Here is a 12,323-nt window from a genome sequence, read left to right on the forward strand (position 1 = left end):
CCCATGCCGCAAAGCCTCGTGCCGCCGGTGACGCTGTCGGTGGTCACGCCGATGTACAACGAGCGCGAGGCGGTCGACCACTTCGTCGGCCGGCTGCGGCCGGTTCTCGACACGCTCGGCGTACCGTACGAGGTTGTCGCCGTCGACGACGGAAGCACGGACGCCACCGTCTCCCGCCTGCTGCAGCTGCGGGCCGACTGGGCCGAGCTGCGCATCGTCTCGCTGCGCCGCAACGTCGGCCACCAGACGGCCCTGCGCGCCGGGCTGCGGGCCGCCCGCGGCGACTACGTGATCAGCATCGACGCCGACCTGCAGGACCCGCCCGAGGTGATCGGCGAGATGCTGGCCAAGGCGCTCACCGAGAAGGTCGACGTCGTCTACGGCGTTCGCAGCGACCGCAGCACCGACACGGTGTTCAAGCGCAACACGGCCGGGCTCTACTACTGGATGATGCGGCGGATGGTCGGCCCCTGGGTCAGTGACCAGGCCGGCGACTTCCGCCTGATGAGCCGCGCGGTCGTCGACGTGCTCAACGAGCTGGCCGAGCCCCGCCCGGTCTACCGCCTCGTGGTGCCGTCGCTCGGCTTCTCCAGCGCCGAAGTGCCGTACGTGCGGGAGGAGCGGGTCGCCGGCAACACGAAATACCCGCTGTCCCGCATGATCCGGCTGACGTTCGACAGCGTCACCGGGTTCTCGGCGGCCCCGCTCAAGATCGCGACCTGGCTCGGCCTGCTCAGCTTCCTGCTGTGCGTGGTGCTGATCGTGACCGGGCTGGTCGCCTGGGGCGCGGGCGGCGTGGTGCCGGGCTGGACGTCGCTCTACATCGCGGTGCTGCTGCTCGGCGGCATCCAGCTGATCTGCCTGGGGCTGCTCGGCGAATACGTCGGGCGCATCTACATGGCGACCCAGAGCCGGCCGCCGTTCCTGGTCTCCTTCGACACGGCCACGACGGCGCCCGACTCGGTGGAGTCCCTCGACGCGGTCACCGTGGTCGCCGATACTCGGCCGGCCGCTTAGATCTTCGGTCACCGTGGTCGCCGGTACGCGGTCGGCCGCTTAGATCTTCGGTCACCGTCGTCGCCGGTACGCGGTCGGCCGCTTAGATCTTCACGAGGAGCTCGACCAGACGGTCCAGCTCCTCGCCGGGGTCGGCGGCCAGGCCCATGTGCACCGGGCCGGCCCGCAAAATCGTGCTGCGCGGGGCGACCAGCCAGCGGAACCGCTCACCCAGGCTGATGTCGCCCGCGGCGCCCGACCCGCCGCAGGTGGCGTCCCACGAGGCGAGCGCGGCCCGGATGGCCGGCACGTCGGCCCTCGGATCGAGGGCGCGCAGCCGATCCTCGCGCAGCTCGGTGCGGGCGGACAGGAAGTCGCGGCGCTGGCAGTAGAGGATCACGCCCACGTTGATCAGCTCGCCGCGTTCGATGCGCGGGACGGCCTGGATCACGGCGTACTCGTACGGGATTCTCACGGCAGCCACGCCTCCGGGCGCTCGGCGCGGGCGGTGAGATGGGCCAGGTATTTCTCCCGGCTGCCCTCGTCGTCCAGCCACTCGTCCGGGACCTCGGCGATGACCGCTTCGAGCAGTTCCGGCGTGAGACGGGCGGCCAGCGCCGGGCCTTCAGTGGCGAGTTCGGTCGCGTACGGCTTCAGAACGTGGTCGTCCCACTTGTACGGACGGTGAACCACGGCGTCGGCGCGGGGCCAGTTGTGATGGAAATAGAGCGTCGCCCCGTGGTCGATCAGCCAGAGGGCGCCGTGCCACATGAGCAGGTTCGGGTTGCGCCAGCTGCGGTCGACGTTCTCGACGAACGCGTCGAAGGCCACCACCCGCGAGGCCAGCACCGGGTCGACGGGGTGCACGACCGGGTCGTACCCGAGGGCGCCGGGCAGGAAGTCCATGCCCAGGTTGGCCCCGGCGCTGGCCTTGATCAGCTCCTGGACCTCCTCGTCGGGCTCGGCCCGGGCTACGATCGGGTCGAGGTGGACGACGGTCAGCTCGGGGACGGGCAGGCCGAGCCGCCGGGCCAGCTGCCCCGAGATCACCTCGGCCACCAGGGCCCGGGGGCCCTGACCGGCGCCGCGGAATTTCACCACGTACGTGCCGAGGTCGTCGGCCTCGACCACGCCGGGCAGGGAACCGCCCTCACGGAGTGGGGTGACGTAGCGGATGGCAGTTACCTGACGTAGCACTCCGCCACCCTAGCCCTTGAGTTATGTCAGCCGGTGGGGCCTTGCTTGCGCAGCTCGTCGACCTTGGTCATCGCCTGGCGCAGGTCGGTGAGCCACTGGTCGGAGTGCTGCCCGACCAGCTTGACGCACCAGGCCAGCGCCTCGGACCGCGACCGGGCCACGCCCGCGTCGACCAGCGTGTCGAGGATCTGGCGCTCGGGCTGCCGGAGCCGCGTCATGACCGGCGCGGCCAGGTGGGTGAACAACTCGTTGGTGTCGCCGGCCCGCACACCCCAGGCGACCTTGCGCTGATAGCGGTATTCGATCTGCCTGGCGACCCGCATCCGGCCCTCGCGCGTGTCCTCCCGGAACTGGTTGATCCGCCCGGCCTGCGCGGCGGCCTTGTCGGCGTCGGTGGCCTCGGGCCCCAGCTCGGGCTCGGCCAGCCGCCCCCAAATGATGATCTCGTCCCGGTCGATGACGATCTCGGGCCGCTCGACGAACCAGCCGTCCGGAATGGCCCCGGTGACCCAGCCCGGCGCATCCTCGGCGTTCGGCGGCTCGCTTCGTCCGGGCGGTGCGGTGCGGAATCGCATGTCAGTCCTCCCCCTGTGCATGGTGCAACGCTAATTACATGATTACACCGTTGCGCGAGCAACGACCACCCTGTGGATAGCGCGGTGGCGCCTGTGGACAACCGAAAACCCCGCAACGCCCGCTGTGGAAAACTGGACCTGTCGGTTTGCCTCCCCGGCCTTAGGGTGGGGGTCCCCCAAGGTCGGGTGGGTAGGGCTGGTGGGCCGGCTGATCTTGGGGCCGTCCCCGGCTTGCAGGTCGGCGGCGCTATCCGGGGCTCTTCCGGGTGGAGGCGGGCGGTTTCCCTGACGAGCGGGCCGGGGCGGGCCTAGCGTCGGTGCATGGACTATCAGGTTTCGGTTAAATGCGAACAACTTGCCGAGTGGTTCATGCGGGTCAAAGGCCTGGCCGACGCCCACCACGGCCACGCGACCGGCGACCACCTGAAGGCGATCGCCGACGAGATCCGCGAGGCGGTGCCCACCGAGTGGTGGGTCACCCAGCCCCAACCCCTGGACAACCGAGTACGCAACTAGGGGCCCTCCACGGCCGGGTTGGGCGAGCAGCTGGGTTTGATTTTGGGTTTTGAGCGCGACCACTCACGCACGTCGCCGTGGTGGGTTTCGCGTTATGGACGCGTCAGCGGCCAGCGAAAGCCGCCGCGGTCCCCGCGGGAGCGACGGCCCGTACCCACCACCTGGCTAGGACATCGGCTTCTGAACGCTTTTCCGCGGGAGCGACGCCCTATCACCCGGCTAGGACATCGGCTTCTGAACGCTTTTCCGCGGGAGCGACGCCCTATCACCCGGCTAGGACATCGGCTTCTCAATGCTTTTCCGCGGGAGCGACTCCCCATCACCCCGCCGGGACATCTGATTTTGGTGTTTCGGCAGTGGCCTACGACGACTTCGCGTTCGTCGATTGGCTTATGGTCGGTGCATGCCGAAAGCCGCTGCGGAAGAGATCGAGATTGCCGGCCATCAGGTGCGGCTGACCAGCCCTGACAAGATCATGTTCCCGGGGCGGGGTTACACCAAGCGGGACGTCTTCGAGTATTACCGGGCGGTCGGCGACGGGATTGTGCGCGCTCTGCACAATCGCCCGACCACGTTGCAGCGGTTTCCGGACGGCATCGGGGGCGAGGCCTTCTTCCAGAAGCGCATCCCGCAGCGGGGTGTGCCGGAGTGGATCCAGACGGCTCAGATCAAGTTCCCGAGCATGCGTACGGCGGTGGAGCTGTGCCCGGCCGACCTGGCGCATGTGGCCTGGGCCGCGCAGATGGGCACCGTCGTCTTCCACCCGTGGCCGGTGCGCGGGGACGCCCCGGACAACCCGGATGAGCTGCGCATCGACCTCGACCCGCAGCCGGGCACGTCGTTCGCGGACGTGGTGAGCACGGCCGGGGTGCTGCGCGAGGTGCTCGACGACCTGGGGTGGGTGGGGTTCCCGAAGACGTCGGGCGGGCGGGGCGCGCACGTCTATGTGCGGATCGCGCCGCGGTGGTCGTTCGTCGACGTGCGGCGGGCCGCCATCGCGCTGGCCCGGGAGGCCGAGCGGCGGCGGCCCGAGCTGATCACCACGGCCTGGTGGAAGGAGGAGCGCGGCGAGCGGGTGTTCCTCGACTTCAACCAGATGGCGCGGGACCGGACGATCACGTGCGCGTATTCGCTGCGGGCCAACGAGCGGGCCACGGCGTCGGCCCCGGTGACCTGGGACGAGCTGCCGGATGTGGAGCCGGACGACTTCGACCTGCGGACGTTGCCGAAGCGGTTCGCCGAGATCGGGGATCCGCACGCGGCGATCGACGACGTGACGCACGACCTGACGCCGCTGCTGGAGTGGGTGGAGCGCGACGAGAAGAACGGACTGGGCGACATGCCCTATCCGCCCGACCACCCGAAGATGCCGGGGGAGCCGCCGCGCGTGCAGCCGAGCAAGATGAACCACGCCAACTGGAAGTCAGAGGGCTAGCTTCATGCCCTCGTGGCTGGCCTCGAAGCCGAGCCGCTCGTAGAAGCGGTGCGCGTCGCCGCGGCGCTTGTCGGTGGTGAGCTGGGCGACGCGGCAGCCGCGCTCGCGGCCCCGGTCGAGGGCGAAGACCATGAACGTACGGCCGAGGCCGTCGCCGCGGCGGTCGGTGCGCACCCGTACGGCCTCGATCGTCATGCGGCGGGTGCCGTTGCGGCTCAGCCCGGGGGTGAACGTGAGCTGGCACGTCGCGACGACCTCGCCGTCGTCGTCGGCCACCAGCAGCTCGTTGTTCGGGTCGGCGTCGATCTCGTCGAAGGCGGCCCAGATCGCGGCGTCGACCTCCTCGGCGACCGGCGCGTCACCGAAACCGCGGGCGCGGCTGATGTCGTCGTCGGCCAGCAGCGCGAGGATGGCCGGGACATCGGCTCGGACGGCGGTGCGGAACTCTATCGCGGCAGTCTATTAATGTCCGAGCGGACCTACGCCGAGGCGGGCCGCTCGGGCACGATGACGCCATGCATGTGCTGCTCACGCCGCTGAAGCGGATCTACCGCGGGATCGTGTGGCTGGCCAACTCGCCGGGCACGCTGATCCTCGCGTACACCATCCTGATCGTCGTCTGCGGCGTGCTCTACCACTTCTTCGAGACCGGCCAGTCGATCGGCGACTCGATCTGGTGGGCCGTCGTCACCGCGTCGACCGTCGGCTACGGCGACATCTCGCCGAAGTCGTGGGAGGCGCGGGTGCTGGCCGGGCTGCTCATCTCGATCATGGTGCTGGTGGTGATCCCGCTGATCACGGCGCACTTCGCCAGCAAGCTGATCGTCGACTCCGACGCGTTTCACCACGAGGAGCAGGAGGAACTCAAAAACAACCTGCGCCGCGTACGGGCTTTGCTGGAGGCGATCGCCGAGCGCGAGAACATCACTTTGCCGGACAGCGCAGGCCCTCCTGCGGCACCTTCAGATCGATGAGGTAGGCGTCCACGGCGTTGACGATGCACGGCGTGCTCGGGTAGGCCGTGTGGCCCTCGCCCTCCCACGTCAGCACGTGCCCCACGCCCAGCATCGAGGCCAGGTCGGCAGTGTTCTCGTACGGCGTGGCGGGGTCGCCGGTCGTGCCGACGACGACGATCGGCGGGGCGTTGGTGGCCGCGCCGACCGGATAGGGGTCGCGCTTGCCCTCCCACACCGCGCAGGGCAGCATGCCGACCGCGAGGGGGGCGCCGAACAGCGGATATTTCGTGCGCCACTCGCCCTGCAGCCGGCGCACCTCGTCGAGGCTGGGCGCGTCCTCGGTGTCGGCGCAGTTCACCGCGAGGTTGGCGTCGAACAGATTGCTGTACGTCCCGTCGGGCTTGCGCTCGGCGTATTGGTCGGCCAGCGCGAGCACGCTCCGCGGGTTGCCCCCCTTGAGCTGGGAGATCGCGCCGGCCAGCTTGGCCCAGCCCGACTCCGTGTAGAGCGACGAGATCACCGCGACGAAGATCCAGCCGCTGGTGGCCTGCCGCCCGTCGGCCGCGGCGACCGGCTTGGTGGCCGCGGCGGTGATCGCGTCGGTGACCGCCTTGCGCGCGTCGGGCGCGATCGGGCACTTGTCGGGGGTCGCCTTGCACCAGTTGGTGAAGTTGGTGAACGCGCGCTCGAAGCCCTTGGCCTGGGTCTCGGAGCCCTCGACGAAGTTCTGTTTCGGGTCGACCGCGCCGTCGAGCACCATGGCCCGCACGTTCTGCGGGAAGAGCTGGGCGTAGGTGGCGCCGAGGAGCGTGCCGTACGAGAAACCGAGGTAGGTCAGCTTGTCGTCGCCGACGGCCTGGCGCAGCGAATCCATGTCGCGGGCGGCCTGCTCGGTCGAGAAGAGCGGCAGCTGGTCGCTGTATTTCGAGGCGCAGCTGGTGGCGATCCGCTTGTTGAGCTCGACCAGCTGGTTGAACTGCTCGAGGCCGACCGGGTCGGGCGGGGCGGCGAAGCTCGCGTCCTGATCGGTAGGGCTGATGCACTTGACCGGGGCGGACCGGCCGACGCCGCGCGGGTCGAAGCCGATGATGTCGAACTTCTCGGTGACCTTGGCCGGCAGGCCGCCGAACGCCTCGCCGAACGACAGGTAGACCGCGGTGTCGATGCCGGAGCCGCCGGGGCCGCCCGGGTTGATCAGCAGCGAGCCGGTGCGGCCGGACTGCTTCGACGACCGGATGCGGATCATCGAGATGGCATAGGTCTCGCCGCTGCTCGCGTCGTTCCAGTCGCGCGGGACGTCGACGTCGGCGCAGTCATAGGTCATGCCGGGGGCGCCCTGGCCGACGAGACCCTCGGGCACGTCGGGGCAGGGGCGCCAGTCGGCGGTGCCTGTGCGGCCGCTCGGATTCTGTGTGGACGCCGGGGCCGGGCGCGCCTCGCCGGAGCCGTTCGGCGCATACGAAGGGACTGTGCACCCTGCGGAAACGGCCAGAATCGTGGCTAGGACGGCGACTACCAGGCGGGAGCGGCGCTGCACGATGCTGACCTTTCGACGGCGGGTTGCTGCCACGAGGCTATCCGGTGTGTCTGACAGTTCGTGGGTCAGCGGCTCGTCAGCACCTCGGCCAGGTTGAACTGAACCGGCCGTTCCAGCTGCTCGTAGGTGCATGTGTGCGGGTCACGGTCGGGCCGCCACCGTTCGAATTGGGCGGTGTGCCGGAACCGGATGCCCTCCATGTAGTCGTAGCGGACCTCGACGACCCGCTCGGGCCGCAGCGGCGTGAACGACAGGTCCTTGCCGGCGTTCCAGCGGCTCACCTCGTTCTTGCGCGGGGTGCGCTCGCCCTCCATGTGGGCGGCCCAGTTCCACGGGTGGCCCTCGAACTCGGTGACCAGCGGCTGCAGCTCCGCGAAGAGCTCCTCGCGCACCTTCATCGGGAACGAGCCGATCACCCCGACGCTGACCAGCACGTCGCGCTCGTCGTAGAGCCCCAGCAGCAGCGAGCCGATCCGGTTGTCGGCCGACTTGTGCACCCGATAGCCGGCGACCACGCAGTCGGCGGTGCGCTTGTGCTTGATCTTGGTCATCACCCGCTTGTCGGGCTGATAGGTCAGGTCGCGCTGCTTGGCGATCAGCCCGTCGAGGCCGGCCCCCTCGAACTCGGCGAACCAGCGGGTGGCCGTCTCGAGATCGTCGGTGGCCGGGGTGACGTAGACCGGGGGCTTGGCGTCCTTGAGAGCCTCGGCCAGCCGGTCGCGGCGCACGCTGAACGGCTGCTCGGTCAGATCCTCGTCGCCGATCGCGAGCAGGTCGAACGCCACGAAGCTGGCCGGGGTCTGCTCGCTGAGCAGCTTGACCCGGCTCGCGGCGGGGTGGATGCGCTGCTGCAGGGCCTCGAAGTCGAGCGTGTTGCGCTCGGTGTCGGCCACGATGATCTCGCCGTCGATCACCGCCCGCTCCGGGAAGTTGGCCCGGATGGCCTCCACGACCTCGGGGAAGTAGCGGGTCATCGGCTTCTCGTTGCGGCTGCCGATCTCGATCTCGTCGCCGTCGCGAAAGATGATCGACCGGAACCCGTCCCACTTGGGCTCGTAGACCTGGCCGGGCGGGATCTCGGCGACGGGCTTGGCCAGCATCGGCTTGACCGGCGGATTGATCGGCAGCTCCATGCCGCCCAGTGTGCCCGTTCCCGGCGTTTCGCGTTGTCCACAGGGCCGATCGGGGTTCCGGTCGGCCCTGTGCGGCGTCAGGACTGCTTGGGGTCGAGCTTGATGCTCAGGCTGTTGACGCAGTGGCGGGTGTTCTTGGCCGTCAGGTGCTCGCCGCGGAAGACGTGGCCCAGGTGGGAGTCGCAGTTGGCGCAGCGGATCTCGGTGCGGACCATGCCGTGGCTGTAGTCGTCGATCTCCTTGATCGCACCCGGGATGGCGTCGTCGAAGGACGGCCAGCCGCAGTTGGAGTCGAACTTGTCGCTGCTGGGGTAGAGGGCGGCGCCGCAGGCCCGGCAGTCGTACATGCCCTCGGTCTTGGTGCTGACGTATTCGCCGGACCACGGGGCCTCCGTGCCGGCCTGACGAAGGACGCGGAACTCGTCGGGGGAGAGGCGGACGCGCCACTCCTCTTCGGTTGTGGGCAGGGTGGACTCGTTTGTTGCCATGCCTCAAAGGTACGACGCACTGGGGGTGCGGCCGGAGTGGTCGACGTCACCGTTGAACCAGGGCATGGACGATGCGTCGCCGGCCACCTTCAGGCCCACCTGGCACCAGGCCCTCGGGCGGGGGCTCTACCTCGGCTCGATCTCCGCGGCCGGGCTCATGCTCCTCGCCGCCATGCTGACCCTGACCGGGTTCGTCGAGCCGCCCGAGGCCACGACCTGGTTCGGGCTGACCGTGGTGCCGCCGTCGGGCGGGGCGCTGGTCGGCGTGCTGGTGGGCCGGGTGACGGGCACCCAGATCAGCGCTCGCGGCATCCGTACGCTCTCCGTCTTCACCGACGGCGTCGCGCCCTGGGACGAGGTCGTCGACGTGCGCGCGGAGCGGCGCGGGGCGCGGACCGTGGTGTCGGTCTATCTCGACTCCGGCGCGAGTGTGCAGCTCCAGGCCCCGTACAGCGGCGAGCTGTTCGCGGCCGACCCGCGCTTCGAGGGAAAAATGTACGCTTTGTCCCATCTGTGGCGGAGTCACCGTTTCGGTGGTCTTCCGGGATGATGACCCGCCGGGGGGCCTTAACGGGTAAATCGGGCATTTGCCGCTAAGCTCCCCTCGGACCTGGAAACACCGGAACAGGAATGGATAACTCCTCATGAGCACAATTCGCCGGATCATCGCCGTCGGCCTGCCCGCCGTCGGCCTGACCGCCGCTCTCGCGCTGGGTGTTGCCCCGGCCCTGGCCACCGCGGCCACCGTCGACCCGGCCGCCATGCCGGTCGTCGCCGCCACCGGCTACGGCACCCCGGACGCCACCGACGAGGCGCCGACCCGCGGGCAGGGTGGGTACGGCACGCCGGGCGCCACGAGCCCGACCGGGAACGCGGCCGAGACGCCGGACACCCCGGACACCGACACCCCGGACACCCCGGACACGCCCGACACCGACACCCCGACCCGGGGCAACACCGGTTACGGCCCGACGCCGACCGCCAGCGTCGACACGGTTCCGCCGGGCGTCAGCCCGACCACCAGCAGCCCGGGCGTGGCCCCGGCCACCACGACCCCCGGCGGCGGCGTCAGCCCGGCCGGTGCGCTCCCGGTGACCGGCACGCCGATGGCCGCCATCGTCTCCATGGGTGGCCTGCTGGTCGCGGCCGGCATCGCGTCGGTCTGGTACACGCGTCGCCGGCGCACCGCCTGACGTAGCACTGCATTAACGAAAGGCCGCCCGGTCACCGGGCGGCCTTCGTTTTTGTGTCTTTGGGCTTTTGGGCGTGACCACTCACTCAGGTCGCCCGGGTGGCTTTCGCGTTCTGGACGCGCCAGCGGCCAGCGAAAGACGCGCGGGTCCCCGCGGGAGCGACGGTCCGTACCCACCACCCCGCCGGGACCTCTTGATCTCTTTAAAGCACGAACGCATCGGTCCATAATTGTCGTGACTTGCCGGACAGCGCCTGCATCAAGCCCACCGCCTGGTTGTCGGTGAGGCCGGCCACGAAGTCGACCACCGCCCGGCCACGCGCCCGGTCCATGCGCTCGGGAGTGCCGTCGGGCAGCTCGGCCTCGGCCAGTTCGACCAGGTCACGAAGCCGGCTGGGGATGCGCTCCTCCTCGTCGGGGTCGATCAGCCAGGCCATCAGGGCCTCGACCAGCGACGCGACCAGGCGCCCCTGGCCCCGCTGATGCAGCGCGAGGTCGGGGCGGGCCAGCACGAACCTGTTCTGCACGAACTTGAGGATCTGCACCTCGTGCCACTGGGCTGTGGCGAGTTGCACATGGCCGGAGCGGATGGCCGGGTCGGCGATCGTCTCGACCGACTCCACCAGGCGCCGCGTCCACGTGGCCGAGAACGCCGCGACCTGGGCCTCCGCCTCCAGCGAGCCGTCGAACGGGCGGGCCAGCAGGCCGTCGACCAGCTCGGCCCGCACGAGCTCGACGGCGGCCGCGAAGGCCTCGTCGTCGGCCATCCAGCCGTCCTTGCGGTGCAGCTGGCGGCGCAGCGACTCGATGGCGCCGCCGGCCCGGTTGAGATCCGTCCCGGTGCCCCAGCGCTGCCAGGCCATCAGCTCGGTGGCCACCGCGCCCTGCTGCAGCACGCCGACCCGGTGCACGTCCTCCAGGTCGTGGATCGCGTACGCGATGTCGTCGGCGGTGTCCATGACCGAGGCCTCGACGGTCTGCTGCCAGTCGGCGACCCGGCCTGCGAAGGGTGACCGGGCGGCCCGCATGTCGGCGGCCTCGGTCGAGTAGGCGCCGAACTTGATCGAGCCGCCGTCGGGGTCGTCGGGCGGCGGGGCGGCCCCACGCGGCGCCGGGTCGAGCAGGCGGGCCTCGCCGCGGCGGGTCCACGGATATTTCAGAATCGCGGCCCGTACGGCGTTGGTCAGGTTGAGCCCGATCGTGGCCTGCCCGCGGATCTCGGTGCTGGTGACGATCCGGTACGACTGGGCGTTGCCCTCGAAGCCGTCGCGCAGCTTGAGCCGCTGCCGGGCGACCCGGTCGAGCACGCGCTCGCCGAGGTGACCGAAGGGCGGGTGGCCGAGGTCGTGGGCCAGGGCGGCCGCCTCGACCACGTCGGGGTCGCAGCCGCCCAGCTTGTCGGCCAGGCCCTGGTCGACCCGCTCGGCGATGGCCCGGGCCACCTGCGCGACCTTGAGGCTGTGGGTCATCCGGTTGTGCACCAGCAGGCCGGCGCCCCCGGGACTGATCACCTGGGTGACGCCGGCGAGCCGGGCGAAGAAGGGGGACGCGACGATCCGGTCACGGTCGACGCGGAACGGGCTGGCGGCGAGGTCGCCGGGGGCGACCAGTTTGTCGCCGAAGAGGCGCTGAGCCCGAGGATCGTCCATCCGCCCTACGCTACCGGGACTGCAGCGCGTCCAACGCGACGGACATGGCCGCGACCAGGCGACGGTCGACCCGCGGGTCGTGGATCGTCACGACGTAGCGGTCGCGCAGGCCCCACTTCTTGACCACCGAGAACACCGGGCGGTCGCCCAGCACGAAGTCGAAGTGGTAGGGCAGCCACGAGAGCGCCTCGACGAAGCGGCGCAGCACAGCGACCCACACGTTGGTCTCGCGGCCGATCATCTCGCCGAAGCCGGGCTGCTCGAGGTGCCACGTGGAGCGGAGCAGCGACTCCTTGAAGTTCTTGCGGAACAGCCCGATCGGCGTGCCCTGGGCGTCGGTGATGTCGTACGTGGCGCCCAGGTCCATCACCTGACGGGCCTTGAAGCCGAGCACGGGGGTGCTCTTTGTGTCGTCGGTGTAGAGCGTGACCTGCTCCTTGAACGCCATGCGCTTCTGCTGCGCGAAGGCGAGGATGCCGGCCTCGCTGCCGTCGGGGGCGGCGGCGTGGATCTCGTATTGGTTGACCATCATGCGGATGCGCTGCCGCACGATGAGCTGCTGCTGGCTCTGAAGGATGTCGACGTTCACGGTCGAGGAGTGTGTCACAAAAGGCATCCGGTGGCGGGACCGTTGCCCGGCCCGTCAGAC

The 12,323-nt window shown here is 70.0% G+C and carries 15 protein-coding genes; 6 read left to right on the forward strand and 9 right to left on the reverse strand.

The genetic code is table 11. The features are described 5' to 3' along the window. Window positions 1-3: 3 nt before the first annotated feature. On the forward strand, window positions 4-1,017 hold the full coding sequence (locus tag JKJ07_RS05460) for a glycosyltransferase family 2 protein (protein WP_236028430.1): 1,014 nt from the start codon (window positions 4-6) through the stop codon (window positions 1,015-1,017). 82 nt (window positions 1,018-1,099) lie between these two features. Here the strand turns inward: JKJ07_RS05460 and JKJ07_RS05465 are convergent, their stop codons facing one another. Genes JKJ07_RS05465 through abmR form a run of 3 tightly spaced genes read right to left on the reverse strand, consistent with a single transcriptional unit; the run spans window position 1,100 to window position 2,768 of the window. Next, a complete protein-coding gene (locus tag JKJ07_RS05465; RefSeq protein WP_202990143.1) occupies window positions 1,100-1,471 on the reverse strand; it encodes a DUF3037 domain-containing protein in 372 nt (123 codons plus the stop codon). Continuing rightward, window positions 1,468-2,193 carry a HipA family kinase gene (locus tag JKJ07_RS05470; protein WP_202990144.1) on the reverse strand — a complete coding sequence of 242 codons (726 nt, stop codon included), beginning with the start codon at window positions 2,191-2,193 and terminating at the stop codon, window positions 1,468-1,470. The genes JKJ07_RS05465 and JKJ07_RS05470 overlap by 4 nt, the downstream gene beginning before the upstream one ends. A gap of 26 nt (window positions 2,194-2,219) precedes the next feature. After that, window positions 2,220-2,768, reverse strand: coding sequence for an ATP-binding transcription factor AbmR (abmR, locus tag JKJ07_RS05475; protein WP_202990145.1), 549 nt, complete (start codon window positions 2,766-2,768; stop codon window positions 2,220-2,222). A 321-nt stretch (window positions 2,769-3,089) separates the two neighbouring features. Between abmR and JKJ07_RS05480 the strand changes: the two genes are divergently transcribed. Both JKJ07_RS05480 and ligD read left to right on the forward strand, forming a co-directional pair. After that, on the forward strand, window positions 3,090-3,284 hold the full coding sequence (locus JKJ07_RS05480) for a hypothetical protein (RefSeq protein ID WP_202990146.1): 195 nt from the start codon (window positions 3,090-3,092) through the stop codon (window positions 3,282-3,284). A gap of 403 nt (window positions 3,285-3,687) precedes the next feature. After that, the gene (gene ligD / locus JKJ07_RS05485; RefSeq protein WP_202990147.1) at window positions 3,688-4,719 is read left to right on the forward strand and encodes a non-homologous end-joining DNA ligase; all 1,032 of its coding nucleotides are present in this window, start codon (window positions 3,688-3,690) and stop codon (window positions 4,717-4,719) included. Here the strand turns inward: ligD and JKJ07_RS05490 are convergent. Then, entirely contained in the window at window positions 4,708-5,169 is a 462-nt protein-coding gene (locus JKJ07_RS05490) for a GNAT family N-acetyltransferase (RefSeq protein WP_202990768.1), read from the reverse strand. The two genes, ligD and JKJ07_RS05490, sit on opposite strands and share 12 nt — an antisense overlap. 65 nt (window positions 5,170-5,234) lie before the next feature. On the opposite strand from JKJ07_RS05490, the gene JKJ07_RS05495 reads away from it, so the two are divergent. Then, complete coding sequence (locus JKJ07_RS05495) at window positions 5,235-5,693, forward strand: potassium channel family protein (RefSeq protein WP_202990148.1); 459 nt, start codon at window positions 5,235-5,237, stop codon at window positions 5,691-5,693. Here the strand turns inward: JKJ07_RS05495 and JKJ07_RS05500 are convergent. The 3 genes from JKJ07_RS05500 to msrB form a co-directional block, all read right to left on the reverse strand. After that, the gene (locus tag JKJ07_RS05500; RefSeq protein ID WP_307834130.1) at window positions 5,644-7,212 is read right to left on the reverse strand and encodes an alpha/beta hydrolase; all 1,569 of its coding nucleotides are present in this window, start codon (window positions 7,210-7,212) and stop codon (window positions 5,644-5,646) included. The genes JKJ07_RS05495 and JKJ07_RS05500 overlap by 50 nt on opposite strands. Before the next feature lie 65 nt (window positions 7,213-7,277). Beyond that, on the reverse strand, window positions 7,278-8,345 hold the full coding sequence (locus JKJ07_RS05505) for an ATP-dependent DNA ligase (RefSeq protein ID WP_202990150.1): 1,068 nt from the start codon (window positions 8,343-8,345) through the stop codon (window positions 7,278-7,280). A 77-nt stretch (window positions 8,346-8,422) separates the two neighbouring features. Next, complete coding sequence (gene msrB, locus JKJ07_RS05510; protein ID WP_202990151.1) at window positions 8,423-8,833, reverse strand: peptide-methionine (R)-S-oxide reductase MsrB; 411 nt, start codon at window positions 8,831-8,833, stop codon at window positions 8,423-8,425. 64 nt (window positions 8,834-8,897) lie between these two features. On the opposite strand from msrB, the gene JKJ07_RS05515 reads away from it, so the two are divergent. Both JKJ07_RS05515 and JKJ07_RS05520 read left to right on the forward strand, forming a co-directional pair. Continuing rightward, a complete protein-coding gene (locus tag JKJ07_RS05515; RefSeq protein WP_202990152.1) occupies window positions 8,898-9,383 on the forward strand; it encodes a hypothetical protein in 486 nt (161 codons plus the stop codon). 94 nt (window positions 9,384-9,477) lie between these two features. After that, the gene (locus JKJ07_RS05520; RefSeq protein WP_202990153.1) at window positions 9,478-10,026 is read left to right on the forward strand and encodes an LPXTG cell wall anchor domain-containing protein; all 549 of its coding nucleotides are present in this window, start codon (window positions 9,478-9,480) and stop codon (window positions 10,024-10,026) included. Window positions 10,027-10,228: 202 nt separating this feature from the next. Here JKJ07_RS05520 and JKJ07_RS05525 read toward each other — a convergent pair whose 3' ends face one another. Beyond that, complete coding sequence (locus JKJ07_RS05525; protein ID WP_202990154.1) at window positions 10,229-11,674, reverse strand: deoxyguanosinetriphosphate triphosphohydrolase family protein; 1,446 nt, start codon at window positions 11,672-11,674, stop codon at window positions 10,229-10,231. A gap of 10 nt (window positions 11,675-11,684) precedes the next feature. After that, window positions 11,685-12,263 (reverse strand): LURP-one-related family protein, encoded by a 579-nt coding sequence (locus JKJ07_RS05530; RefSeq protein ID WP_202990155.1) that lies wholly within the window; start codon window positions 12,261-12,263, stop codon window positions 11,685-11,687. Window positions 12,264-12,323 lie beyond the last annotated feature (60 nt).

This window comes from Paractinoplanes lichenicola (assembly GCF_016785085.1).
In the GTDB taxonomy this organism is placed as follows: domain Bacteria; phylum Actinomycetota; class Actinomycetes; order Mycobacteriales; family Micromonosporaceae; genus Actinoplanes; species Actinoplanes lichenicola.